The organism is Aeromicrobium sp. Root236 (assembly GCF_001428805.1).
In the GTDB taxonomy this organism is placed as follows: domain Bacteria; phylum Actinomycetota; class Actinomycetes; order Propionibacteriales; family Nocardioidaceae; genus Aeromicrobium.
Genome location: NZ_LMIS01000001.1, coordinates 2169289 through 2193023, shown reverse-complemented (window position 1 = coordinate 2193023; position 23735 = coordinate 2169289). Strand labels below are relative to the sequence as shown.

At 66.7% G+C, this 23735-nt stretch carries 17 protein-coding genes; 11 read left to right on the top strand and 6 right to left on the bottom strand.

The genetic code is table 11. From position 1 onward, the window contains the following. The first annotated feature begins 460 nt into the window (after positions 1 to 460). Positions 461 to 1495 carry a Fic family protein gene (locus ASE12_RS10965; protein WP_200955002.1) on the top strand — a complete coding sequence of 345 codons (1035 nt, stop codon included), beginning with the start codon at positions 461 to 463 and terminating at the stop codon, positions 1493 to 1495. 5 nt (positions 1496 to 1500) lie between these two features. On the opposite strand, the gene ASE12_RS10960 is transcribed toward ASE12_RS10965, so the two are convergent. Together ASE12_RS10960 and ASE12_RS10955 are read right to left on the bottom strand one after the other, a co-directional pair. Next, complete coding sequence (locus ASE12_RS10960; RefSeq protein WP_056400277.1) at positions 1501 to 2820, bottom strand: ATP-dependent 6-phosphofructokinase; 1320 nt, start codon at positions 2818 to 2820, stop codon at positions 1501 to 1503. A 42-nt stretch (positions 2821 to 2862) separates the two neighbouring features. Beyond that, positions 2863 to 3363, bottom strand: a complete 501-nt coding sequence (locus tag ASE12_RS10955) for a PaaI family thioesterase (protein WP_056400274.1) — start codon at positions 3361 to 3363, stop codon at positions 2863 to 2865. 45 nt (positions 3364 to 3408) lie between these two features. Between ASE12_RS10955 and ASE12_RS10950 the strand changes: the two genes are divergently transcribed. Next, entirely contained in the window at positions 3409 to 3909 is a 501-nt protein-coding gene (locus tag ASE12_RS10950) for a helix-turn-helix domain-containing protein (protein WP_235508892.1), read from the top strand. A 70-nt stretch (positions 3910 to 3979) separates the two neighbouring features. On the opposite strand, the gene ASE12_RS10945 is transcribed toward ASE12_RS10950, so the two are convergent. After that, the gene (locus ASE12_RS10945; RefSeq protein ID WP_056400267.1) at positions 3980 to 5461 is read right to left on the bottom strand and encodes an NAD(P)/FAD-dependent oxidoreductase; all 1482 of its coding nucleotides are present in this window, start codon (positions 5459 to 5461) and stop codon (positions 3980 to 3982) included. Between the two features lie 103 nt (positions 5462 to 5564). Between ASE12_RS10945 and ASE12_RS10940 the strand changes: the two genes are divergently transcribed. Beyond that, a complete protein-coding gene (locus ASE12_RS10940) occupies positions 5565 to 6227 on the top strand; it encodes an SIMPL domain-containing protein (RefSeq protein WP_200955001.1) in 663 nt (220 codons plus the stop codon). 6 nt (positions 6228 to 6233) lie between these two features. On the opposite strand, the gene ASE12_RS10935 is transcribed toward ASE12_RS10940, so the two are convergent. Further along, complete coding sequence (locus ASE12_RS10935) at positions 6234 to 7001, bottom strand: sulfite exporter TauE/SafE family protein (protein WP_056400261.1); 768 nt, start codon at positions 6999 to 7001, stop codon at positions 6234 to 6236. A gap of 148 nt (positions 7002 to 7149) precedes the next feature. Here ASE12_RS10935 and ASE12_RS10930 point away from each other — a divergent pair, with 148 nt between their 5' ends. Next, positions 7150 to 8295 (top strand): alpha/beta hydrolase, encoded by a 1146-nt coding sequence (locus tag ASE12_RS10930; RefSeq protein ID WP_056400260.1) that lies wholly within the window; start codon positions 7150 to 7152, stop codon positions 8293 to 8295. 92 nt (positions 8296 to 8387) lie between these two features. Beyond that, a complete protein-coding gene (locus ASE12_RS10925; protein WP_056400259.1) occupies positions 8388 to 9206 on the top strand; it encodes a hypothetical protein in 819 nt (272 codons plus the stop codon). A 33-nt stretch (positions 9207 to 9239) separates the two neighbouring features. On the opposite strand, the gene ASE12_RS10920 is transcribed toward ASE12_RS10925, so the two are convergent. Then, entirely contained in the window at positions 9240 to 10778 is a 1539-nt protein-coding gene (locus ASE12_RS10920) for a hypothetical protein (RefSeq protein ID WP_056400258.1), read from the bottom strand. 209 nt (positions 10779 to 10987) lie between these two features. Between ASE12_RS10920 and ASE12_RS10915 the strand changes: the two genes are divergently transcribed. Next, positions 10988 to 11488 (top strand): hypothetical protein, encoded by a 501-nt coding sequence (locus ASE12_RS10915; protein ID WP_056400257.1) that lies wholly within the window; start codon positions 10988 to 10990, stop codon positions 11486 to 11488. Here ASE12_RS10915 and ASE12_RS10910 read toward each other — a convergent pair. Next, positions 11460 to 17627: an ATP-binding protein gene (locus tag ASE12_RS10910; protein WP_157412899.1), complete on the bottom strand. Its 6168-nt coding sequence runs from the start codon at positions 17625 to 17627 to the stop codon at positions 11460 to 11462. The two genes, ASE12_RS10915 and ASE12_RS10910, sit on opposite strands and share 29 nt — an antisense overlap. Before the next feature lie 117 nt (positions 17628 to 17744). On the opposite strand from ASE12_RS10910, the gene ASE12_RS10905 reads away from it, so the two are divergent. The 5 genes from ASE12_RS10905 to ASE12_RS10885 are packed head-to-tail and all read left to right on the top strand — an operon-like array spanning position 17745 to position 23638. Next, entirely contained in the window at positions 17745 to 18359 is a 615-nt protein-coding gene (locus ASE12_RS10905; protein ID WP_235508891.1) for a TetR/AcrR family transcriptional regulator, read from the top strand. Then, a complete protein-coding gene (locus tag ASE12_RS10900; protein WP_056400251.1) occupies positions 18356 to 19147 on the top strand; it encodes a TIGR03084 family metal-binding protein in 792 nt (263 codons plus the stop codon). Before ASE12_RS10905 ends, ASE12_RS10900 begins: the two co-directional genes overlap by 4 nt. Beyond that, positions 19144 to 20901, top strand: coding sequence for an acyclic terpene utilization AtuA family protein (locus tag ASE12_RS10895; protein WP_056400249.1), 1758 nt, complete (start codon positions 19144 to 19146; stop codon positions 20899 to 20901). Before ASE12_RS10900 ends, ASE12_RS10895 begins: the two co-directional genes overlap by 4 nt. Then, positions 20898 to 22052 (top strand): acyl-CoA dehydrogenase family protein, encoded by a 1155-nt coding sequence (locus ASE12_RS10890; protein WP_255355464.1) that lies wholly within the window; start codon positions 20898 to 20900, stop codon positions 22050 to 22052. Before ASE12_RS10895 ends, ASE12_RS10890 begins: the two co-directional genes overlap by 4 nt. Beyond that, positions 22049 to 23638, top strand: a complete 1590-nt coding sequence (locus tag ASE12_RS10885; protein ID WP_056400247.1) for an acyl-CoA carboxylase subunit beta — start codon at positions 22049 to 22051, stop codon at positions 23636 to 23638. Before ASE12_RS10890 ends, ASE12_RS10885 begins: the two co-directional genes overlap by 4 nt. Positions 23639 to 23735 lie beyond the last annotated feature (97 nt).

Genomic DNA, 23735 nt, shown 5'->3' with positions numbered 1-23735 from the left:
TCCCGTCGAAGGTCTGTGACCTCGACAGTGACAGCGGTTTCGTGCGCCGCGACGACATCTCACGATGCGAAAGTCGCGGGGATCGAGTCCGAACAGTGTTAGGCGATGGCCGGCATCCAAGGTTCAGTCGGTCCAGGTCCGGGCGTCATTTAGTGGGGTGAGGGTCGAGCCGAGATGTGTCGCAAAGTGAAACGGTTCGGCAAGAGTTGTCCACTTCGTGCCGTTCAGTGAGGTTTGATCAGATCTACTCACCTTTAGGAGCGATTACACGCGTGGTATTTCACTAAGTCCGGGTTAAAGTGACATTGTGAAGCCGCAAATGTTCGGGAACGACTCTTTGGGTCAACTCCATGCGATCTCTGGCAATGATCCAAGGCGGGGTCCTTGGGAGCATTTTGCATTCGTACCTGATCCGCTCCCCGCGGAGTCGGTTCCCCTGTCAGCAAATACATATCTCAAGGTGGCCGATGCTCGGGCTGCCTTGGGGGCTCTTGACAGCACCGCACGGCAACTCCCCAATCCGCAACTGCTTCGGCAGCCGACGCTCCGCAAAGAGGCGCAGAGCACGTCGGCCTTGGAAGGCACGTATGCACCTCTTGACGAAGTGCTGGCTGCGGATGAGAACGAGCCGACGACTGGGAGCATGCGAGAGGTCTTGAACTACGTCGAGGTCGCTGAGACGGCTTTTGCGTGGCAACGTGAAGGTCGACCTCTTTCGGTCACGTCGCTGTGCCAACTGCAAGGACGCTTGGTGCGTGGAACGGTCTCTGCGACCCCGTCCTCAGGGAACGTGCGAGACATCCAGGTCGTCATCGGGCACCGGGCAGATGCACCCATCGAGGACTCGCGGTTCGTCCCGATGCCTCCGGGATCGGACCTCGAAGCGCGCTATAGAGACCTGGTCGAATGGATCGCTGCGGACCACAGCCAGAGTATCGATCCCGTCATTGGTGCAGCGATGGTCCACTATCAGTTCGAGACTCTTCACCCCTACAACGACGGGAATGGGCGGATCGGCCGCCTCATAATTGTCCTGCAGTTCCTTATGACGGGAGTGCTGACTGAACCAACGTTGACCGTCTCGCCGTGGTTCGAGGCGCGGCGAGAGGAGTACTACAACCACCTTCTCAGTGTTAGCGCCACCGGGGAATGGGATCCATGGGTCAGGTTCTTCGCAGAAGGCATCAAGGAATCGGCTGCCGCTACACAGAAGCAGATGCTTGCCCTCGTTCGAGTTCAGGCAGAACTTCACGAGAGAGTTCGGGCGTCAAGCCTCAGAGCCGACAGTGCTCATGCTGTGGTCGATCACTCGGTCGGACATGTCGCGTTCACGGTCCGCGGTCTCGAGCAAGCGCTCAACGTTTCCTATGGCCGGGCGAATAAGTTGGTCGCTCAGTTGATCGAGATCGGGGTACTAGCTCCGTTCGGCCCCAGCGATGCGTACCGTCGCAGGTTCCACGCGCCAGATGTCATGAGTGTCCTGCTTCGGAGCTAGCGGACTCAGCACATGGAGAACGGCTGGGCGGTGCTCTCGAGCACCGACAGCCAGAGGTCGCCGTCGGGCGAGACGCTGTGCGAGCCGGAGGTGACGAACGGGATCGGCACGTGCACGAAGCGGTGACGCCGGCGGCCGACGACCATGTCCGTACGACCGGCCATCGCGGCGTGCACCGCGGTCTGGGCCAGGCGTGCGCAGTAGACCGAGTCGGACGCGTCGGCGGGCACGGAGCGGATCGCGTAGCCGGGGTTGAAGTAGCGCATCGTCAGCGGCTGGTTGCGGTTGGCGAAGTCCTTGCTGATCTGCTCGCGCAGGAACCCGGCGATGTCGCCGAGCACCGCGTTGCCACTGGCGTCGCGGCGATCGCTGGCCGGGATGAGGTCCTGGCCGGCGCCCTCGGCGAGCACGATCACGGCGCTGCCGCGCTCGGCGACCCGTCGCTCGAGCAGCGCCAGCAGGCCGTTGTCTCCGTCGAGCGAGAACCCGACCTCGGGGATCAGCACGAAGTCGGCGTCATGGTTGGCCAGGGCGGCGTAACAGGCGATGAACCCGGCGTGACGGCCCATGACCTTGACGATGCCGACGCCGCCGACGGCTGCCTCGACCTCGACGCGGGCGGCCTTGATCGACTCGGCAGCCTTGGCGAACGCCGTCGAGAACCCGAAGCTCTGACCGATGTGCGGGATGTCGTTGTCGATCGTCTTGGGCACGCCGACGACACCGATCGTCAGGCCGCGGGCGGCGATCTCGGCACCGATGTTGTGGGCGCCGCGCATCGAGCCGTCGCCGCCGATGACCATGAGGATGTCGATGTCGAGCTCAACCAGCCGGTCGACGATGGCGGAGGGATCCTGCGCGCCACGCGACGAGCCGAGGATCGTGCCGCCACGCTCGCTGATGCGGGAGACGAACTCCGGCGTCAGCTCGACGACGTCGTGGCCGTTGGACTCGATGAGTCCGGCGTAGCCGTGCTGGAAGCCGACGACGTTGCGAACGCCGTAGTGGGTGTTGAGCTCGAGCACGATCGCCCGGATGACGTCGTTGAGGCCGGGGCACAGGCCGCCGCAGGTGACGACGCCGACCTTGGTCGTCGCCGGGTCGAAGAAGATCTTCTGACGTGGCCCGCCGGACTCGAACGTCGGCAGCTCGTCGAGCGGCACGCCGCGCGACGCGATCAGCTCGAGGGTGTCGTCGTAGAGGATGCGATCGGTCTCGCCGACGTAGTACTCGTTGGTCGTACGCCCCTCGACGTAGAGCGCGAGAGGAGAGTCGACGGTGCACGCACCGAGCGAGCGGACCTGGAGATCGGAGAGGGAGACCACAGGACAATGCTATCCGAGGAAACCCTCACGTTTCACCGCGATTCAGGGAGTGAACACGAGACAGGTTGACGTCGCGGTGGCGAGCAGACGCCCCGCCCCGTCCTTGATGTCGGCCTCGACGAACGCGGCACGCGAGCCCGGTTTGGTGACCCGGCCCTCGCCGGTCACGAGCCCGGTCTCGGTCGTCATGCCGCGCAGGTAGTTGATGCTGAGGTCGAGGGTCGTGTACGCCATGCCGGCCGGCAGCGTCGACTGCACGGCGCAGCCGCACACGGAGTCGAGCAGCGTCGCGGCGAACCCCCCGTGGATCGAGCCGATCGGGTTGTAGTGCGACTCGTCGGGCACGGCCGTCATGACCGCGACGCCGGGCGAGACGCTGACGAGATCGAGGTTGATGTGGCTCGCGATCGGCGGCGCGGGGAACCGGCCGTCGATCATGGCCTGCAGGTAGTCGAGTCCCGACATCGTGAGCGCCTGCTCCGCCTGAGGCCTGGGGTCGACCCAGGTGATGGTCTTCTGCTGGGCTTCCTGGTCGATCGTCATGTCGCGCCTCTTCTCGTGCGGGTGGCAAGAGCGTACCATCTGGGTATGGAATCCAAACCCAGCGTGACACAGGGATCCATCCCGATGACCGAGTACGACTCGGCGACGTGCTCGATCGCGAGGACCGCGCAGATCCTCGGTGACCGGTGGTCCGTCCTGGTCGTGCGCGACCTGTTCAACGGCGTACGCCGGTTCGACGCCCTGCAGCAGCACCTCGGCGTCGCGCGGGACGTCCTCACCAAGCGGCTCGCGTTGCTGGTCGACGAGGGACTCGTCGAGAAGCGCCCCTATCGGCCCGAGGGTCAGCGAGCTCGTCACGAGTACGTGCTCACGGCGGCCGGTCGTGACCTGCGCACCGTCATGGTCGCCCTGATGGACTGGGGTGACGCGCACCGGCCGGGTCAGGACGGCCCGCCGATGTCCCTGCGGCACCGCGACTGCGACGCCGAGATCCACGCCCACCTGACCTGTGCAGCGGGCCATGAGATCGAGGCGAGCACCCGCGCCGAGCTCGTCCCGCTCTCCGGGGCCAAGCTGGCGGTGTGATGTCCTTTCGACACGCTCAAGGAGCGGTGCTCGCGACCCGAATGAAGCTCCTTGAGCCTGTCGAAAGGAATCAGGCGTACGCGTAGTCGTCCAGCGGGAAGCTGCCGGCCTCGCGGAACGCGTTGATCGTCGACGTCGGGCGCAGCAGCGTCGCCATGCCGTGCTGGTTGAAGTAGTAGGACCGCGAGGTGGCGCAGCTGCCGTTGACGAACACCGAGCCCTCGAGCCGTTCCGTCATGCGGTCGAGGAACTGCCGGTTGGCCCGCTCGGTGACCTCGAACGTCGCCGCGCCGCGCCGGTCGACCTCGCGGAGCAGGCGCTTGAGGTGCTTCATCTGTGACTCGATCGTCGTGAAGTAGGACAGGCCCGAGTACGAGTAGGGGCTGTTGAGCGACACGAAGTTGGGGAAGCCGGGCACGGCGACCCCCTCGTACGCCTGGAACTGCTGGTCGCGCCAGAACTTGCCGAGGTCCTTGCCGTTGCGGCCGATGACCTCGAACGCCGGGAAGTTGGTGTCCCAGAGGTTGAAGCCGGTCGCCAGCACGAGCGTGTCGATCTCGGTCTTGGTGCCGTCCGCCGTGACGATCCCGTGGGGCTCGATGCGCGCGATCGGGGTGGTCTCCAGGTGCACGTTGTCGCGGTTGAACGTCGGGAAGTACGTGTTGGAGAACGTGGGCCGCTTGCAGCCGAACGTGTAGTCCGGCGTGAGCTTGCGGCGGGTCTCCGGGTCCTTGACCTGCCGCGCGAGGTGGCGCAGCGCGAGCTTCTCGACGCTGCGGTTGAGCAGCTTGGTGCGGCGGTAGTTGAGCACGCCGGCGACCATGATGAGCTCGAGGATGCCGCTGCCGATCGTGCGCACGACGCGTTGCGCGAGCGGGACCCGGGCATACAGCCGCTGCACCCGCTTGGGGATCGCGCGGTCGCCCTTCGGGGTCACCCAGATCGCAGTGCGCTGGTAGACCGTGAGCTCCGCGAGCCTCGGCGCGATCTCGGGGATCAGCTGCACAGCGGTCGCGCCGGTGCCGATCACCGCGGCGCGTCGGCCGTCGAGGTCGATCGAGTCGTCCCAGCGGGTGGTGTGGATGACGGTGCCGGCGAACGACTCGATGCCGTCGATCTGGGGGAACGCCGGCTGGGAGAGGAATCCCGTCGCGGTCAGCAGCAGGCGTGCGTGCAGGCGTTCGCCGCCGGCGAGGTTGACCGTCCAGTGCCCGTCGTCGTCCCAGACCGCTCCCTCGACGACCGCGTCGAACCGCATGTGGCGCCGCACGTCGTACTTCTCGGCGACGTGCGTGGCGTACGCCTTGAGCTCCGCGCCGGGTGCGTAGAGCCGCGACCAGTAGGGATTGGGCTCGAACGAGTAGGAGTAGGTCGACGACGGGATGTCGACCGCGAGGCCGGGATAGCGGTTGACGTGCCAGGTGCCGCCGAGGTCGCTCTCGCGCTCGAGGATCACCAGGTCGTCGCGACCGAGCCGCCGCAGCTGGATCGCCGCGCCGATGCCGCCGAATCCGGCGCCGACGATCACGGCGTCGTGGATGGTGTCAGGCATGCTGCTCCCGGTGATCTCAGATAATCGGAATATCTAAACCCAGTGAACCATCCGGTTCGGCGCGTGACAACCCGCGAGGCGGCCGATGCGGCAAGATGTCCGCATGACGCTCGACATCACCGTGCGCGGCTCCGCCGAGCAGCACTACCCCGCCGAACGCGCGATCGTGTCCATGGCCGCGGCCGTCGAGGGCCCGGACCGGCAGCAGGTCTTCCAGGACGCCGTCGCGATCCACGATCCGTTGGTCTCGCAGCTGCGTGAGCTCGTCGAGCTCCGCGCCGTCGGGCCGTGGTCCAGCGACCAGGTGAGGGTCTTCAGCCACCGCCCGTGGGATGCCGAGGGCAAGCGCGGGGCACCCGTGCACGTCGCCCGCGTGCAGGTCGGCGCCGAGTTCACCGACTTCGAGCGGCTCAGCGGGTTCCTCGACTTCTGGTCGGGCACCGACGGGGTCGAGGTCGTCGGCATCGGCTGGGACGTGGGCGTCAAGAACCGGCGTTCGTACGAGGCCGAGGTCCGCAAGGCGGCTGTCGACGACGCGGTCAACAAGGCGCAGTCCTACGCCAACGCCGTCCGGCGCGGCAAGGTCATGGCGATGCAGCTGGCCGACCCCGGCATGCTGACGCACCACATCGAGAGCCCTGCGGCGTTCCCCCTGCTGGCCAAGTCAGGCTTCGCCGAGACGTCTGACGGCGGCCCGCAGCTCGACCTGACGCCGGCCGAGATCGTCATCCACGTCGACGTGGACGCCCGCTTCGTCGCGGAGTGATCGAGCTCAGTCGAAGAACACGATCTTGACCAGCGCCACGAGGCCGATCACCAGGATCACCGCACGGAGCACGGCCGGCGGGAGACGGCGGCCGATCCTGGCGCCCAGCTGACCGCCCAGCAGGCTGCCGGCGGCGATCAGCCCGACGACTTTCCAGTCGATCTTGTCCCACGCGACGACCATGAACGCCACCGCCGCGACGGCGTTGACGATCGTCGCCAGCACGTTCTTGATGCCGTTGATGTCCTGGAGCCCGATGGTCAGCAGCACGCCCAGGAGACCCACGAGCAGGATGCCCTGGGCGGCGCCGAAGTAGCCGCCGTAGATGCCCGCGGCATACACGCCGAGCGGCAGGATCCACCGGGACGTACGCGGAGCAGCACCGGGCTCGGTCCTCCGGCGGGCCGCGCGGCGCTGGACCGCAGGGCCGATGACGACCATGACGAGCCCGATCGAGATCAGGACCGGCACGATCGCCCGGAACGAGTCGGCCGGCAGCACCAGCAGCAGGATCGCGCCGGTCAGCGCGCCGAGCACCGAGGCCGGCGCGAGGCGCAGCAGGAGCGTGCGGTGGCGGAGCGCCTCGGCCCGATAGCCGTGGATGCCGGACAGCCCGCCGGCGACGAGGCCGATGTTGTTGGACACGTTGGCGGTGATCGCCGGGTAGCCGAAGAGCAGCAGCGTCGGGAACGTGATGAGCGTGCCGGAGCCGACGATGACGTTGATCATGCCGGCCCAGATGCCGGCCGCGAAGATCGCGATCGCCTCGAGCATGTGCCCGCTCCTCCCGTCGCCGTGCCGCTCGTCCGAGTGTCGCGCAGCCGATGCGTGGCGCAGGGGTCGGGCCCGGCAATGGCCTCTGACCTGCGCAAACGCGGCTCACCGATTTGAGACGGGAACATACCGAGCGTACGCTCGAGGTATGTGGTCCTCGTTGTACGACCGGTTCGCGACGCTGCTGAGCGTCGCGAAGCTGCCGCGCCGACGGGTCCGACTGAGCCTGCCCGGCCGCGGTCCGATGCGGGTCGTCTACGACAAGGCCGTGGTCCACGAGAGCTACAGCCTCAGGGCGCGCGTGCTCCAGCGGACGATCCGCATCGTCTTCAAGCCCGTGCTCCGGTTCACGCCGATCAGCGAGCGCACGTTCGCCGCGATCCGTACGATCGACGGCCTCCAGACGCGCCGCAAGCGCTCGCCGCACATCACGTTCGAGGTGTACGAGCTCGGTGGCGTGCGGGTCGAGCAGATGCGGCACCGCTACGGCCCCGAGAGCGACATGACGCTGCTCTACCTGCACGGCGGCGGCTTCTTCTCCGGCAGCATCACGACGCATCGGCGCATCTGCGAGCGCCTGGCGCTCAGGACCGGTGCGACCGTCATCTCCGTCGACTACGTGCAGCTGCCTGAGGGCACGATCGCCGACTCGGTGCAGGACGCCATCTCCGCCTACGCCGCGCTGGTCGAGCAGAGCGACCACCCCGACAAGATCGTGGTCGCCGGCGACTCGGCGGGCGGCTACCTCACGATGAAGGTCGCCGAGCTCGCCAACCGGAGGGGCCTGCAGGCGCCCGCCGCGTTGATCGGCTTCTCGCCGCTGCTCAGCGTCGACCCCGACCGCGAGGACAAGGCGGTCGAGCGCGTCGCCAGGGCCCGCGACGCGTACCTGCCGATCACGCGGATCGCGCACATCCGCGAGCGGTGGCTGCCCGAGGACGGCAAGCCGATCGAGGGCTACGCCTCACCGCTGCACGCGACGGCCTACATCACCTCGCCGACGTTCTTCGTCGCGGTCGAGGACGAGCTGCTGCGGCCCGAGGTCGAGGCCATGGCGCTGTTGCTGTCCGAGCGGGGCGTCGAGGTCGAGACGCACCTCTGGCGCAAGCAGGTGCACGCCTTCCCGGTCCTGGTCGACGTCCTGCCCGAGAGCGAGATGGCGATCCAGCTCGCTGCCGACTTCGCGCGCCGGGCCGTCCGGGAGCTCGACCGCGCCCCGATCGAGGACCCGGACAGCCACGAAGAGGTCATCGCCGGCGAGATCGTGCCGGACGAGGACGACTCCGCCGCCTGACCGCCCGCTCGACCATTCGGCAGTTTTGGCTCCAACGCCGGGTTACGGTGAGGAGTCGCCAGCGCTTCGCCGCGACAGATGGGGGCACCATCATGCGTACGCTTCTCGTCCTGGCATCGACTCTCGCGGTCAGTCTCGTTCCGGGCATCTTCCTGACGCAGGCGCACGCGAGTGGCTCCTACACGGTCACCGCCAAGGTCTCGGCGACGTCGATCAACTTCGGCCAGCAGGTCACGATGTCCGGCAAGGTGTCGCCGAACGCGGCGGGCACCAAGATCCGCATCCAGAGGTCCCACGACGACCAGGACTACGTGGGGTTCGAGACCGTCCACACCGCCACGATCCGGTCGGACGGCACGTTCTCCAAGACGTTCGCGCCCTCGATCGGCACCTACAAGTGGCGCGCCTACAAGATGTACGGCCAGGGCCGGACGGGCGGCGCGAGCACACCGATCGCGATCCACGCCTACACCTGGTACCAGCTCGCGAACTCCAGCTGGGTCCACGTCCTGTCGGACGACACCGGCGGTCCCGGGCGGTTCGGTCCGATCACAGTCGCCGGCACTCCGTTCACGAGCTACTGGGAGTCCAAGGCGGATGCGACGGGCAGGACCCGCTGGTATCTCCAGCGCTCCTGCCGCCGGTTCATCGGAACCGTAGGCCTCGACGACGCCCGGTCGGACCCCGGTGCGTTCGGCCGGGTGCGCGTCGAGGGCAGCCCCGCACTGCTGCTCGACAAGTCGATGAACGGCAGCACCAAGCTGGCGGTCGACGTCTCGTTCGACGCCGGGGAGAACTCGTGGTTCACGATCAGCGCCACCCGCTTGTATCCCGACAAGGCCACGGCGGTCGTCGTCGCCAATCCGAAGGTTCAGTGCGCGTTCCCGCACAACGAGGACGAGCTCGACTGACCCGACCCCGCCGATTACCGGCTTCGACCCGTCCTACTCGTCGAACGTGATCCGCAGCGAGCCGCGCACCAGCTTGCCGTCGTCCTTGGACGTCACGGAGAGGCCGGCGGCCTTGAGCGGCTTCATCTGGTTGAGCGCGTCCTTGATGCCGCCCGGCGGATCCGCCTTGAGCAGTGCGGACACGATCGCGTCGACGTCGACATACACCGCGGTGAAGGCATGCTCGGGGTCGGGGATGACCTCGGTGAACGACTTCTCCTTGCCCAGGCCCCCGTCACTGGCCATCGAGCCGGCCATGTCGGAGTTCGTGGCGATGACGTTGTCCTGACCGCTGAGCCGCACCCCGAGGAGGTCGGCCCACTTGACCAGGCCGGTGACCAGTCGGGCAGCGTCGTCCTTGTCGGTCTGGAGCGCGACGCCGACATCGAGGCTGCCGAAGTCGGCGGGACCGGTGAGCATCGGGAGGGTGTCGAGGTTCTTCGCGCCGATCGCGGCGGTGAACCCGTCCATGAAGATCGCTTCGAGATCGTCAGGCAGCTTGAGGTTGAGCTCGTCCTCCAGGGGCGCGAGAGAGGCACTCGTCCCGTCCTCGCCGAGCTCGCTGTTGAAGCCCTCCCGGAACGCGCTCCTGAGCTCGTCCTGCGCTTCCTTGGGGAAGGCGGACAGACCCGGGAAGGACAGCCCGATCGCGGTGTCGTCCGGCAGCCGGCCGATCGTCGACGGCTTGTAGGTCACGTCGGACTTGGGGGAACGGGTGATGCTGAGCAGCTCGAGCGCGGACCCCTGCGCACGGAGCGTCATGGCTGTGGACGACTGGTCGACCTGGTCCTCGAGCCCCGGGACACCGAGCCCCGCGACTGCGGCCGAGCCGAAGATGCCCTTGACGTCGGCCCATGCGGAGAACACACCCTGGTTGCCCAGGTCCGCCATGTCCTTCGTGAACTTCTTCGACTCGCTCAGCGGGGCCTTCTTGGCATCCTTGACCGCTTCGTCCGCTGTCGCTTGCTTCTCGGCCACGATCGCGTACCCGTCGAGGAACGCGACGCCGGCGGTGTCGTTGGCACACGCGAAGAGCGCCTTGAGGCCCTTCTTGGCCTTGCCCTCGTCGCCGACCTGCACCGCGAAGACGGGTGTCTGGCCGTCCTTCTCGAGGGCGAGACCGATGCGGTTCCCGATCCACGGCTCGATGTCCTTGTCGTACGACAGGTCGCAGTCGCCCTGGTCGAGGATCTCCGTGAAGATGAGCTTGCGGACGTCCTGGTCGGCGCTCTTGATGCCGACCGACTCCGCCGCCTTGGGGAACTTGCGGATCAGCTTGAACAGGGCGATCTTCTGGCTCGCCGAAGGATCGAGGTCCAGCCGGGCGTACGCGATGACCGACGCCGGCAGGACGTCGTGGGGCTGGGCGCCGCCGCCGTCGAGCTTCTTGACGACGGCGAAGGCGCCGCCGGCCAGGGCGAGGACGACGACCGCGGCGATCGCGCCGATCACGAGGCCCTTGCGGCTGCGGCCACCCTCCGGGGGCTCGGACGGCGTCGAGAGCTCGTAGCTGATCGGGGTCTGCTCGGTCATGCGTGATCCTTCGAGATTCGCGGGGGAGTCCGAGGAGACTACCTGAGGAATGGCGCGATTCATGTCAGTTTGGGGTTGTTCGGAACGGACTGTCTTTTGAAGTTCGACTCTGTGCGGTTCATCGGCAAATCGAACTTGCAGGGATCCGCGGTGTGAAAGTGTGGTCCAAATGATGTCTCTGCCCTTCGGAGATGTGAAGGAGGCGTGAGGTGGACCTGCAGTGGGGAACCATTCCTGATTGGGTAGCGGCGATCAGCACGCCCATCGCGATCGGCGCTTTGCTGACAGAAGCTTGGCGCTCTCGGAAGCAGCGCGCTGTCGAATCGCGCGAACGAAATGATCGTGCTGAGGCTGCGGAGGCTGAGCGTAAGCAGGAACAGGTTGCGCGGGTCACGTCGTGGCTGCAGGACGAAGGAAAGGCCGTCAACTACCAAAACTTGACGCCCGTGATCGACAACGCGAGTGCGATGGCTATCTATGACGTGGTGGCACGCATCCGCGGACTCGCCGGCGAGCCGCCGGAAGAGAAGCGCATCAGAATCATCCCGCCGGGAACGAGGAGCGTCGCGGAACCGTGGCTTGCCATCAGGGCCGAGAGTGATGAGTTGTTGGACGTGGAGATCGAGTTCAAGGACGCTCGAGGACTGCGGTGGCTCCGGCGCGGTGCGGAGTATCGCGAAATCACTGGAATTGGTTCAGCCACTGCGTGAGAGTGTCGCGAACTGTAGCCATCTCCATGCGCTCCTCGGGATCGGGAAGGTACATCGCCGACACTATTCGTCTCAGGCTTTCGTCGACACCCATTTGGTCGAAGTCGCTCGCCGGTTGGGTGGTGTCAGCGCACAGGTCGTGCCCCGGTTTGTATGGATAGCCGCTGTTGAGGTCGAGTGTGTGGTGGAGTATCGCGCCCAATGCGAAGACGTCGTCCGTGGAACCAAATCCTTGATGCAGCCGAGCACGTTCAGCCTGTTCAGGCGGCCTCAGCGGGCTCGGCCGGAACGTCGTGAGTTGTTGAGATGAGCCGAAGACGAAGTCTGCGATGAAGACTCCGCTCGCGCCCTCGATGATCCTGCTCGCGTCCAAGTTGCCGTGGCAGCCGACATGCTCTGCAAGAATGGCCGCTGCTCCGCGAACCGATCTGACGACGCGCATGGTGTCACGCCGCTCCCAGTTCGTGGCCGCGTACGCGACGTTGTCGGCGAGTGATCTGCCATGGGCGTGGGTCAGGATCAACCACCTACCGACGACATCGACCAGCTCGCCGACGGGTGAAGAGACCTCATCCTCGAAGGTCAGCGTCAGGTTTGCGGGATCCACACTCGACGTCAGCCGACGTGCTCGGTAGTACCGCTTCTCGCGATGAAGAGGCACGAACTCCCCGAGGGCATCGGAGTCCGGCGCTCCGTTGAGGGTGTAGCCGGCTTCGAGGAGATCCGCAATGTCTCCCTGCTTCTTGGCTGAGGCCACGCGAAGCTCAAGGCGAGTGAGGTTCTCGACGAGCCAGCGATTGATGAGCCCGTTGGCAACCGAGACGGTCCCGTGACTCGATTTGCGAAGCAATCCGAGACGGAGGAAGCGATCCACTCCGTCGGCATACTCGGGTCCGAGACGTTCGACGAGGTCCAGCTCGGTCGGATCGACCACTGCCGACGCCTCCGACTCATCCCGCCCGTAGAACTCGGCCAGTGCCATCAGAACTTGTTGTTGATAGTCGCGCTCTCGCTCACGCCCGAGTAGATGCTCGACGACAACTCGATCCTGCCGGACCAGGGCGTCACCAGCCTGGTACACGGACTCCGCCTGGATGACGCGCTCTCCGCGCTCTTCCATGAGATCCCCCACCATGCGTGCGAGCAGGTGAACGTGATTCGGGTAACCGGCAGTCAACGCCCAAAACGCGTCATGAGCCGACGGGAGGACATGAAATGCCGTTCCGGTTGTACGAAATCCCCGGGCTAGGAGCTCGACGGTTTCGTGATAGTCGAGGAAACCGACGAGCTTCTCGGACAACTCTGCTGCGACGTTGGTGGCCGCCAGCCGGTCGCGGACGCTGGCATACGTACAGGACCCCAACAGCAGGAACTTCATTGGTAGGTCGTGATCCGCGTTCATGGAACGGACCAGGCCCGCCACCCCGCCGAGCGTGTCTTCTCCGCCGGGCTCCGCCAGGCAGTCGAGCATGACTTGGACCTCATCGATCGCGACTACGAGGTCGGCTCCGTCGAGTATCGGTACGACACGGCCACGAAACCATTGCTTGAATTGAGGGATCCCGGGGATCGTGGAGGCACGGTCTGGCGACGGGTCGTGGCCGCGCGCGATGATTTCACTATCGATTGTCTCAGCCAACTGCTCGAGAAATGAGGACGAACCGCGGTACCCATCGCCCTCCATGATCGCGAAGAGAAGCCCTTGGTTTCTCTCCCTTGCACGGGTGCAGCAGCGGCGAACGAGGGATGTCTTTCCAACCTGTCGCGGTCCGCCGAGGAAGATGATCTGTTGCCGCTGTTTGTAGTGTGACTCGATCACCTCGATGTCGACCGCCCGCCCGACAAAGAGCTGGTCGGGAGCGGGCTGTGTCGGATCGAACGGGAGAGCAGCCGGCACGGGACTGGAAGGCTTGGGTACGGGTACCACGAACTGGCGTGTGCGACCCGAGTCCTCGACATACGTGAAGGTCAGTTGCGTCGAGCGCTCTTCGGGCTCGAGGAGGAACGCAACCCGGGAGCCGGCACTGCCGCGGGACAGGTCACCCAACGCGATTTCGCGGGTAGCTGTCTCGCAACGAAGGTCATGGAGGGGTGCACGTGGCTCGAACGAGAGTAGTAGCTCCGTGGCACCGGCTTTGGTCAGGCCGCAATAGATCACGTGGCATTGGGGCAGGGGTGCTTCCCGTAGTGGTGAACGCCCCCCAATAAGGGCGTTGAGGAAGTGCGACGCCTCGTCGTAGGTCGGGCTAAGCCGCAGGGACTCCTCTGCCAACAGTTTGGCAGTTCTCTCGTCCTCCAGAGCCAAGTGAAGTTTCGCTTGGGCGAACAACGTGACGTGGGTCTGCGGGAGGGCGCGGACCATGTCGAGCGCTTCACCTTCATGTCCAACGCTGATCGCGATGTTGACGGCCAGGTTGACCGTCGTGCCAATCCAGGCGCCGTCTTCATACATGGCCTTGAGAACATCGAAGGACTCGGCGCTCCGGTTGGTCTCGTGCAGGAGTACTGCCCAACTGGCTCGAGCCTGACGGGGGTTGATCAACCGCGCATGGAGGGAATGGCCGTGGCGGTACGCCTCGTCGTGACTCATGACTCCGCTTGCGACACGGTCCCGGAGGAGCCTGACGCCGTGGCCGAACTCGACCTCGCTGAGAGGGCCTGTCGCGATCGGAAGGTCGTTGGTGGCTCGGCCCGCGGGTGGAATAAGACCGATGTGTCGAAAAAGTGCATCTCTCGCGCGGCGTTGGTTGACGCTCGGATCGCGGTCAGAGATCTTGGTGCAGATCGTGAACCACGAGGCTGCGAGCTCATATTGACCCAGCTGCGCGAGTGCGGCAGCGACGTTCCACGTGAGGGATGCTGACAAGTAGAGGTGGTCTTCATGTCGCTGGTACGCCTCGATGGCCTCTGGTGAGCGGCCTTCCAAGATCAGCCAAGCCAGCGCTGTCGAAGCAGCGATAGGCGATCCATCGTCGAGCGCGATGATCCAGGCATCGGCAACGCTGGTTCCCGGCCGCCGGTCCTCCGTGGACGCGCTGATGGCGGCCGTCAGCGTGTCCCTGGCATTGCGGGGCGTGGTCAATACCGGTAGCACCGGCTCTATCTGAGGGAGGAGTGAGTTCGGGCTGCCGACCTTCGAAATTGGACGTGGGGGGAGCGCTTCGCGCGCGAGCGCTGCCGATTCCGCTTGCCTCCCCAGCCGATCGAGTACTTTCACCATGTGCCATGCAAACCGGAGCGCGTTGCGCGGTGACGCGAGGCGACGCGCCTCCTCGAGCAATCGCATCACGTCGGTCAGGACGTCGGTGGCGGTGGTGTCGTCCAACGAGGCCATCTTCTGAAGATGGTCGGCCAGGGCTTCGACGACAGGCGCTGGCGCCTGAACACCCATATCGATGAGACGGAGACGTACGTCAGCGTCGTCCAGTCCAACGTCGAGGTCGATGATCGTCTCGATGACACTGGAGATGACCCACGCCTCACGGTCGGCGACGGACTCGGTGACTTCGAGGACGTGCGCTATCTCTCCGTTGGAGATATGTCGCCGGCTGGCACGCTCCCAGTCTTCGCGATCCAAGTTGCCGCCACGCGCGAGGCGGTTGACTACTTGCAGACTCAGTTCGCTGCCACCTAGTGCCGCCATGGATCGCGCTTCCTCGCCAGCTTGACGCTCCGCTCGTGTCTGAAGGTCGAGGTAGTCCGCCTTCGATGTCGCAGTGGGCTCGAGTTCGAGTGCGCGACTCAACGCGGTCAACGCCGCCAAGGGCTGCCCGCAATCGAGGTCGATGCGCGCCAACTCAAGGAAGTGTTTCCACGTCGCGGCCCCGCGAGCATCGAGGCGACGAATCAGCGCTTCGGCATCAGTTCGGCGCAACTTTTCGCGATGAATGCGGAGAAGCAGGAAGGCTCCGGGAGACCGCGGTTCGCGTTCCAGCAGGCGCTCAAGGCGTCGCTCGGCCTGTTCCTCGGATCCAGACGCGTACTCTTCGCGCGCGCGCTTGACTTCGCGCTGACTGTCGGACATCGATTGACCCGAGGCCTGCTGAGGAGGGACGGGTGGGCGTTGATTGAAGTCGAACGTCTGATGGGCCCGTCGCCCGAAAGACTCAATCATCTGTTGTTGGGATTCGTCGCTGGCCTTTGGCCGCACACGGAGGAAGTAGCGAAGCGCCATTGACGCCCGGCCATCGTCTCCAAGTTGTTCGTATGCAGCGGCGATGTTCCATGCAATTGTCGGCGTGATGAATGTCGTCGGGAGATCATCCAAGAATCGCCTGTACGCCCTAAGGGCCGCATCTGGTCGCCCAATCTCCATCCAGCACGCAATTGACTGGGAGTATCCGGGGCGCCATCCGCGTTCAGCGGCGCTCAGGAACTCGCGCGCGGCGCCCTCGATGTCACGCGACTCAAGGCATCGCGCCACACTGCCGAGGATGTTCATGCTCGCTGGCGTGAACTCGCGCTTGGGTAACCAGACAGTAAGCGTCCGCATCCGAGGTTCGAGCAAGGTCGAATGGATTGATCCGGTTGGAGAGGGGGGTGCGAGTAATCCCTCGAGCCCAGGATCAGCTTCAACCGCCCGGAAGAAGGCCGGCCGGACTGCACCCCACACGGCGGACTTCTGATCGCTGCCGATGTCCGAGGCGATGATGTCCCAGAACCATCTGCTCCCCGTCGCAGTCATGGCGTCAGCGAGAGTGATGAGCTCGGTTCCCCGTCCCGACCGCGCAGCGGCGCGAATCTCTTCCTTCGAGCTGTCGGCACCCAACTCGAGCGCGGTGGCGATCGCCGGATTGTCCTCCGCAGCAGGTGAGCGTGGTGCGTCGCCCTGGGATCGCTTGCTCCCGAGAGGCAGGTCAGACGAGTCGCGGCGAGCTGTATGGCCGAGAGTGAGTTCAGCGCCGTCAGCCACAAGCTGCGCTCCCACGAAGTCGCCCCGGCCTATCAAATCGTCCAGGGATCGGAGCAGAGCGGTCAGCTGGGCGGCGGTCGCCGGATCACTGACGTCGACCAGAGCGCGCGCCAGCATCTCGTGCCGGCCGCGAAGTGTGTGGAGGTGACTCGCCGCTCGGATCTCCGCGAGCCAGACCTCGGCGTCGTTCGTCAGACCCCACTTGAGGCACGACTCGACTTCGTCGATCGCCGTGTTACGAGGCTCCGGGAGCGCGGCCGCGAGGTCGTGCAACTCGGAGCGGATCGGATCGCCCTCCGATTGGATAGCGTCCCAATCCGCCGCGATCCACGGGCGAACTATTTCGAGCTGGGTCAAGAAGGCAACGAGACAACGGCGGGCTACAGCGTCGTGCTGGGGAGCTTCCTGTAGCAAGCCGTCGAGGACGCCATGTTCTGCAGGGCTCCGAGCGTCGAGTGTGAGCGCCGCGAAGATTTCTGCGTACGCTGGGTCGCTGCAGCCGGCGGGGATAACGTCCTGTTCGGGCAAGGCGGCGAGGGCTCGAGCACTCGCCGCGTATGCGCGGATGCCTTCCTGTACCTCGCGAGCTCGTGCAACGAACCCGGGCCAGCGCAGCCCATTGCGGGGCACCGATCTGTCTGGATCTGCTTTTGCGGCCAGATCCTCGGCATCCTTGTCGAGGATGTCGGCAAGGTCTGCGTTCGGGTCATCCGTCAGGCGACGAGTTGCGTCTGCGATTGACTCCACCACGAGCGCCTCGAAAACACGACGAGAGGTGGGCGTGACGTGGTCGCCCAAGGACTTGAGATGGGCCAGTCTGGATTCATGCACTCGCGCGATGGCCAGCCGGGTCAATGTCCGAGGTGGGTTGAGGTAGCCCTCCAGGGCATGCCGGACGCTCGACGGCACTGCTTCGTGTGTGAAGAAGGAGCCGTCGATAGGCGTACCGGTGTAGGCAAGACTCCACCAGTCGAGAAGCTGCTGAAGGGACAAGTCGCCGGATGCCTTGGCAAGCTGCGATATCTGTTGGAGAACCTGCGCGAGAGAGTCTTGGCTGGGTGCGCCGTCTGTCAGGTGACCTACTAGGCCGGCACGGACGAGTTGAACGAGGGCGGGCGCTGCGGTACTCAGTGTGGCTGGGTCCACCGGCCGGTTCAATGCCAGTGCCTTGGCGCAGTCAGCCACGGAGTTGCGCAGACTGTCTGTGCCAGCTCGCGCGTCGCTCACGGTCCCGAAGCCTAGTTGACCGTTTGCGCGTATTCAGCCGAATGGAGGGACGAGCGATCTCTTACCAACAAACAATCAGGCTTGACTGTTTGTGAGTTGACCCGCATGCTGGGGGGCGTGACGACGGACTCGGGCACCTCGGTGCGTACGCCTCAGGGCGAGCGCTCCCGGGCCATGCGACTGCGCCTCATGGAGGCGACGGTCGACTGCCTCGTCGAGCTGGGCTGGGCTGGCACGACCACCACGGTCGTGAGCAAGCGGGCCGGCGTGAGCCGTGGTGCGCAGCTGCACCACTTCCCCAGCAAGCAGGACCTCGTCGTCGCCGCGGTCGGTCATCTGACGGAGCGTCGCCGCGAGGACATGCAGCAGGCCGCCGCCGACCTGCCCGAGACCGGCCGAACCAGGGCGGTGCTCGAGATCCTCAGCCAGCAGTTCGTGTCGCCGGTCTTCTTCGCGGCGCTCGAGCTGTGGGTGGCCGCGCGTACGGACGCCGGGCTCCGCGCCGAGGTGGCACCGCTGGAGCGAAGAGTCGGCCGCGAGACGCATGCCTACGCGGTCGAGCTGCTGGCCATCGACGAGTCGCACGGCGACAACCGGCGTCTGGTGCAGGCGACCCTCGACCTGCTGCGCGGCCTCGGCCTTGCGGCATCCCTCAGTGACGACACCAAGCGCCGGGCCGCCGTGCTCGACTCGTGGGCCGTCGTCCTCGACGACGAGCTGGAGTACGCATGACGATCCTTGATGGGCTGCTGTCGGACCTCGTCGACGAGAGCCTGCAGCTCGACACGTGGGTCGCGGGGCTGCCGGCCGACGGCTGGGCCACCGTGACCACCCCCGAAGGCTGGACCGTCGCGCACCAGATCGGTCACCTGCACTGGACCGACGCCGCCTCGCTCGCCGCGATCACCGACCAGGACGAGTTCGGCCGCGGCATGAAGCGCGCCGCCGCCAACCCCGAGGGATACGTCGACGAGGGCGCCGAGGAGATGGCGATGCTGCCGCCCGAGGAGCTGCTCGCGGCCTGGCGCGAAGGTCGAGTCGCCCTGGACGCGGCGCTCCGCAGCGTGCCCGAGGGCGAGAAGATCCCGTGGTTCGGCCCGCCGATGAGCCCGGCGTCGATGGCGACCGCGCGGATCATGGAGACGTGGGCCCACAGCCACGACGTCGGCGAGGCGCTCGGCCTCACGATCCCGCAGACCTCGCGCGCCAAGCACGTGTGCCACATCGGCGTACGCGCCCGCGGCTACGCCTACCTGGTGCGCGGCGAACCGCTGCCCGAGGCGGACGTACGCGTGGAGCTGACCGGGCCCGACGGCGACCTGTGGACGTGGGGACCCGACGACGCGGCAGAGCGGGTGACCGGCTCCGGCTATGACTTCGCGCTGCTCGCGACCCGTCGCCGTCACCTCGATGACGTCGACGTACGGGCTGAGGGTGAGCACGCGGCGCACTGGCTGACGATCGTGCAGGCGTTCGCCGGGCTCCCCGGCAACGACCCGGCCAGGCTGGCCGACCGATGATCCGGGTCGGCAACTGCTCGGGCTACTACGGTGACCGGCTCTCGGCGATGCGCGAGATGCTCGAGGGAGGCGACCTCGACTACCTCACCGGCGACTACCTCGCCGAGCTCACGATGCTGATCCTCGGCCGTGACCGCATGAAGGACGAGTCGCTCGGCTACGCCAAGACGTTCGTCAAGCAGATGACCGAGTCGATGGCGCTGGCCAAGGAGCGCGGCGTCAGGATCGTGGCGAACGCCGGCGGCCTCAACCCGGCCGGGCTCGCGGCCAGGCTCCGTGAGATCGCTGAGTCGCAGGACCTCGACATCTCGATCGCCCACGTCGAGGGCGACGACCTGCTGGGTCGCGCCGACGAGCTCTCGTTCGGCGAGGTCATGACCGCCAACGCCTACCTCGGCGCCTTCGGGATCGCCGCAGCGCTGCAGGGTGGCGCGGACGTCGTGGTCACGGGTCGGGTCACGGATGCCTCGGTCGTCGTCGGACCGGCGATCGCCGAGCACGGCTGGGGCCGCGACGATCTCGACCAGCTCGCGGGCGCGGTCGTCGCCGGACACGTCATCGAGTGCGGGACGCAGGCGACGGGCGGCAACTTCTCCGGGTTCACGAATGTCGACATGTCGATCCCGCTGGGATTTCCCATCGCCGAGATCTCCGAGGACGGCTCGGTCGTCATCACGAAGCACGAGGACACGGGTGGCGCCGTCACGGTCGACACCGTCACCGCCCAGCTCGTCTACGAGATCGGCGGCCCGTCCTACCTCGGCCCCGACGTCTCGACCCGGCTCGACACCCTGACGCTGACCCAGGAGGCGCCGGATCGCGTCGCCATCACCGGTGTGGTCGGCGAGCCACCACCCGCGACGACGAAGGTCTGCCTCAACGCGTTCGGCGGGTTCCGCAACAACGTCGAGTTCCTGCTGACCGGGCTCGACATCCCGGAGAAGGCCGCGCTGATCCAGCGCCAGATGGAGTCGGCGCTGGCGGCCGGCACCGTCCCCGAGACGGTCGAGTGGCACCTTGACCGCACCGACACACCTGACCCGGCGACCGAGGCGCAGGCGACCTCGCTGCTGCGGTGCCACGTCAAGAGCGCGTCGCCGGAGCCGGTCGGCCGGGCGTTCAGCGACGCGGCGATCCAGCTTGCGCTCGCCTCCTATCCGGGTTTCAGCGTCACCCGGCCACCGTCGGCCGGCACGCCCTACGGCGTCTACCGTCCGGCGTACGTCCCACAGTCCGAGGTCCCGCACGTCGTCGTCCATGCAGACGGCCGTCGCGAGGAGATCGAACCCCCGGCGACCGTCAGCAGTCCCGAGGACGACACGGCCTGGCCCGAGGCCGCCGTGCAGGAGTCGTCGGCGCCTCTCGGTGACTGGGTCGGGGAGACCGTACGGACGCCGTTGGGACGACTCGCCTACGCGCGATCGGGTGACAAGGGCGGCGACGCCAACATCGGCGTGTGGATCCCCGCCGACCACCCCGCACGAGACGACGCGTACGCCTGGCTCGCCGGGTTCCTCGACGAGGCGACGGTCCGCGAGCTGATCCGCGAGGCGGCGACGCTCGACCTCGAGATCCACCCGCTGCCCAACCTCGCCGCGGTCAACATCGTGGTCCACGGACTGCTCGGCGAGGGCGTGGCCTCCTCGACGCGACTCGACCCCCAGGCCAAGGGCGTCGGCGAATGGCTGCGGGCTCGCGACTGCGCGATCCCGGCGTCGCTCCTGCCCGACTCGATCGCGGAGGCTGCGCTGTGAACGCATGGGACACCCCGGAGCGCCGGGCACTGCGCGAGATGGTCACCGCCTTCACCGAGAAGGAGGTCGTCCCGCACCTCCCGGCGTGGGAGGACGCCTGCGAGGTGCCGCGCGACCTGCACCAGAAGGCCGCCGAAGCCGGGCTGCTCGGCGTCGCATTCCCCGAGGAGGTCGGCGGCCAGGGCGGCGACCTGATCGACTCGGCGATCGTCACCGAAGCCGTGCTCGAGGCCGGCGGGTCCACGGGCCTGATCGCCGCGCTTTTCACGCACGGCATCGCGTTGCCGCACATCGTGGCGTCCGGCAACGCAGACCTGATCGACCGCTACGTACGTCCGACGCTCGCCGGTGAGCTCATCGGGTCGCTCGGCGTCACCGAGCCCGGTGGCGGCTCGGACGTCGCCAACATCCGCACGAGGGCGGTCCGTGATGGCGATGACTTCGTCGTCAACGGCGCCAAGACGTTCATCACCTCGGGCGTGCGCGCCGACTTCGTGACGACTGCCGTGCGTACCGGCGGCGAGGGCTACGGCGGGATCAGCCTGCTGGTCATCGACAAGGGCACGCCCGGGTTCACCGTCGCGCGGCCGCTCAAGAAGATGGGCTGGCACTGCTCCGACACCGCCGAGCTGAGCTTCGACGACGTACGCGTGCCGGTGGGCAACGTCGTGGGCGAGGTCGACGGGGGGTTCGTCCTGGTGATGCAGCAGTTCGTCAGCGAGCGGCTCGGCCTGGCCGTGCAGGCGTACTCGACGGCGCAGCGCTCGCTCGACCTCGCGGTCGCGTACGCCCGGGAGCGCGAGACCTTCGGCAAGCCGCTGATCGCGCGTCAGGTCATCCGCCACAAGCTCGTCGACATGCACCGGCGCACGGCTGCCGCCCGGGCGCTGACCCGGCAGGCCGTCGAGCGTGCGGTGGCCGGCGATCCGACCGATCCCGCGGTCATCCTCGACGCCGTGCTCGCCAAGAACCAGTCGGTCGAGGCGTGCGAGTGGGTCGTCTCCGAAGCCGTGCAGATCTTCGGCGGCATGGGCTACATGCGCGAGTCCGAGATCGACCGGCACTACCGCGATGCCCGCATCCTCGGCATTGGCGGTGGCGCCACCGAAGTCCTGAACGACCTGGCCGCCAAGCTCCTGGGGTACGCATGAAAACCACCGTCGACCCGACCACCGAGACGTACGAGACCAACCGCGCGCTGATGCTCGAGCGGCTCGCCGACCTCGCCGAGCAGCACGCGCAGGCGCTGGCCGGCGGCGGCGAGCGCTACGTCCAGCGCCACCACGAGCGCGGCAAGCTCACCGCCCGTGAGCGCATCGAGCTGCTGATCGACCCCGACTCGCCGTTCCTCGAGCTGTCGACGCTGGCGGCGTGGGGCACCGACTTCGCCGTGGGTGCCTCGATCGTGACCGGCATCGGCGTCGTCGAGGGCGTCGAGTGCATGATCGTCGCGAACGACCCCACGGTGAAGGGCGGCTCGTCCAACCCCAGCACGCTCAAGAAGGGCCACCGGGCCGCCCAGATCGCGCACGAGTGTGGGCTGCCGACGATCAACCTCGTCGAGTCCGGCGGCGCCGACCTGCCGACGCAGAAGGACATCTTCATCCCCGGCGGCGGCTCGTTCCGCAGCATCACCAAGGCCAGCGCGGACCGCCGGCCGACCGTCGCGCTGGTGTTCGGCAACTCGACCGCCGGCGGGGCGTACATCCCCGGTATGAGCGACTACGTCGTCATGGTCAAGGGCGGCGCCAAGGTGTTCCTCGGCGGCCCGCCGCTGGTCAAGATGGCGACCGGCGAGGAGTCCGACGACGAGTCGCTCGGCGGCGCCGAGATGCACGCGCGCACGTCCGGTCTCGCCGACTACCTCGCCGTCGACGAGCACGACGCGATCCGCATCGGCCGGTCGATCGTGCGACGGCTCAATTGGCGCAAGCACGGGTTCACGCCCGAGCCGACGTACGCCGAACCCGTCCTCGATCCCGAGGAGCTGCTCGGCATCGTGCCCACCGACCTCAAGATCCCGTTCGATCCCCGCGAGGTCATCGCGCGGATCGTCGACGGGTCGGAGTTCGACGAGTTCAAGCCGCTCTACGGCACGTCGCTCGTGACCGGGTTCGCGCAGCTGCACGGCTACCCGATCGGCATCCTCGCCAACGCCCAGGGCGTGCTCTTCAGCGAGGAGGCGCAGAAGGCGACGCAGTTCATCCAGCTCGCCAACCAGACCGACACGCCGCTGCTGTTCCTGCACAACACGACCGGCTACATGGTCGGCGCGGAGTACGAGCAGGGCGGCATCATCAAGCACGGCGCCCAGATGATCAATGCGGTGTCCAACTCGACGGTGCCGCACATCTCGGTCGTGATCGGCGCGTCCTACGGCGCGGGTCACTACGGCATGAGCGGTCGGGCGTACGACCCGCGGTTCATGTTCAGCTGGCCCAACGCGAAGTCCGCCGTCATGGGCCCGGCGCAGCTCGCCGGCGTCATCTCGATCGTCGCGCGCGGCGCCGCCGAGGCGAAGGGTCAGCCGTATGACGAGGAGGGCGACAAGGCCATGCGGGCGTACGTCGAGGAGCAGATCGAGAGGGAGTCCCTGGCCTACTTCACCTCCGGCATGCTCTACGACGACGGCGTGATCGACCCGCGCGACACCCGCACGATCCTCGGCATCTGCCTGAGCGCCATCAACACCCGCCCGGTCAAGGGTGCCGAGGGATACGGAGTGTTCCGCCTGTGAGCGCGTACACGGTCATTGAGCTTGTCGAAATGACACTCATCAGGCATGTCCTTTCGCTCCCCCAACGGCTACGCCCTTCTTGTTGGGGGTACCCCCA